The sequence below is a fragment of the Bacteroidota bacterium genome (assembly GCA_034723125.1).
GTDB lineage: Bacteria > Bacteroidota > Bacteroidia > CAILMK01 > JAAYUY01 > JAYEOP01.
Genome location: JAYEOP010000370.1, coordinates 1 through 2386, shown reverse-complemented (window position 1 = coordinate 2386; position 2386 = coordinate 1). Strand labels below are relative to the sequence as shown.

General features: G+C 29.2%; 2 protein-coding genes. Both read left to right on the top strand.

What is annotated here, in order from left to right; translation table 11 throughout:
- The coding region (locus U9R42_09895) for an ATP-binding protein (protein ID MEA3496332.1) at window positions 1-1356 on the top strand (1356 nt) is incomplete at its 5' end.
- Window positions 1343-2014 carry an RloB family protein gene (locus U9R42_09890; GenBank protein ID MEA3496331.1) on the top strand — a complete coding sequence of 224 codons (672 nt, stop codon included), beginning with the start codon at window positions 1343-1345 and terminating at the stop codon, window positions 2012-2014. The genes U9R42_09895 and U9R42_09890, both read left to right, overlap by 14 nt.
- Window positions 2015-2386 lie beyond the last annotated feature (372 nt).

Genomic DNA, 2386 nt, shown 5'->3' with positions numbered 1-2386 from the left:
AGATTTGTAGTTGAGAACCTTTTCTCATTCGGAGAAAGAAAAGAATTTACAACAATACCGAATAAAAGATTAAAAACTTTGGAACATCATAAATACGAATACAATGATTTCAATGTTCTAAAAATCGGCTCAATTTACGGAGCAAATGGTGCGGGAAAATCGAATCTTATAAAATCGTTAGAATTATTTCAAAAACTAATAGTCAAGGAAAATATTCCTTTTAGATTAAAAGATTCAAAGTTTAAGTTTAACAATTCAAAAGATAATCAGCACCAAGTACTTGCAATTGAATTCATACAAGAAGATACAGCATTCTATTATGGAATTAGACTTAACGAAAACACCATAATGACTGAGGAATTATATTTATCTGGTTTAGGCAAGAAAGCGGATAAACTTATTTATGAACGTAAAACGGATAATGATAACAAAACAAGCATTGCTTTTCTTGAAGAATTTGAAAAGGATGAAAAGAGTCAATTATTAAAAACAGTATTACTTGAAGAATTTGTTAAGCCAAACGAACCTATTTTAAAACTCCTTTCAAATAGAGATAATAAATATTTAAAGACGGTTAAAGTTGCATTTAAATGGTTTGAAGACACACTTCAAATTATTACTCCTGATTCAAAGCCAATGGCCTTGGCACATAAAATTGATATTGACAAAGATTTTAAGAATTATGCAAAAGATTTGATGTGCTCATTCAATCTTGGGATAACAGAATTGGTTTCAGAGAAAAAAGACATAAAAGAATTTTTTGGTGTAGATAAAGAAAAGGAACTTGATAAGTTAGTTAAAGACCTTGAAGATTCTCCCGAAAAGATGATTGGTTTAAGAAGTAATAAAGGGGACGAACTGATTGTCGTTAAAGAAGATGGTAAAGTTTGGGTTAAAATTTTAAAAATTGGACATATTGGCAAAAGAGACAAAAAAGTACTTTTTAATTTGGATGAAGAATCTGATGGAACTATAAGACTTTTAGATTTTGCACCTGCATTTAATAGTATTATTTCTAATCAACAAGTTTACATTATTGATGAAATTGAAAGAAGTATCCACCCTCTCCTAATTAAAGAATTAGTTCAAAAATTTTCGTTAGACCCAAATACAAAAGGTCAATTGATTTTTTCAACACATGAATCAAATTTATTAGACCAAAAAATATTCAGACAAGATGAAATTTGGTTTGCAGAAAAAGATAAAAGTGGCTCAACTGACTTATACTCATTGAATGATTTTAAAGAACATAAAACTATAGATATTCAAAAAGGTTATCTTGATGGAAGGTATGGCTCAATACCGTTCTTGGGCAATTTACAAGACTTAAACTGGCACAATTATGATACTAACTGACAGACTTTTCGAAAGAGTTCCAGCGAATAGAGAAGCAAAAAGTATCTATATCTTTTGCGAAGGTGCTAAAAGAGAACTTGATTATTTTGAGTATTTTAAAGAAATAGACTCAAGAATAAATATTGAAGTATATGAACTTCATCCTCACGAAGATAATTCTCCTTTAGGATTATTGAATATTGCGGAGAAATGTATAATTAAATCTGATGAGAATTCTAACCCTAAATACGATTTTATTGAAGGTGATGAAGTTTGGATTGTTTTAGATATTGACAAAGATAAGGCTGAGTCTAGAATACCTCAGATTCAGATTGTCCAAGAAAAATGTAACAAATTTAAGGATTGGTATTTGACAAAGAGTAATCCATGTTTTGAAGTATGGTTGTATTATCACTCACATTCTGAAAAACCAATTTTTGACAAGTCAGAAATATGTACCGAGTGGAAACAATTAGTTAACAACACTATCGCAGGAGGTTTTGACTCAAGGAAACATCCAATATATATTGAAATGGCAAGTGCTAATGCTTCAAAAAATTTTCAATTGGATAATAGAGAACCAAATATTGGTAGCACAGAAGTATATAATTTAGCAAATACAATTATTCCTTTAGTGAAATCAAAACTAGAAAAAGTACTTAAAGTAATTGAAGAATAAAGTGCGAACGCCCAACACGTGCTCATACTACATACAACAATTAGTTGTAAACATGAACATTATGTTCCTTTAATATATTTGTAAACAGAAAAATTAGTGATAATATAGTGGCACACAGCATAGCACCAATCGTCAGACTGTCTAAAAAAATCAACAATTTGTAGATAAAAATAATTTGCTACCAAAGGAATAATTTCTATTTTTATACTATGAAATTTATACAAGGAAAAGACAGAAGACAGTCATATATTTTTCCAACATCACTGAAAGAAGCAATTTGAAAAACGTAACCTAAAAAAAGTAAATTATTTTTTGAGCAAAGCAGAAATAGCTTTATATTTGACAAAAATTTAATCGGTGGTTAGTGTTATT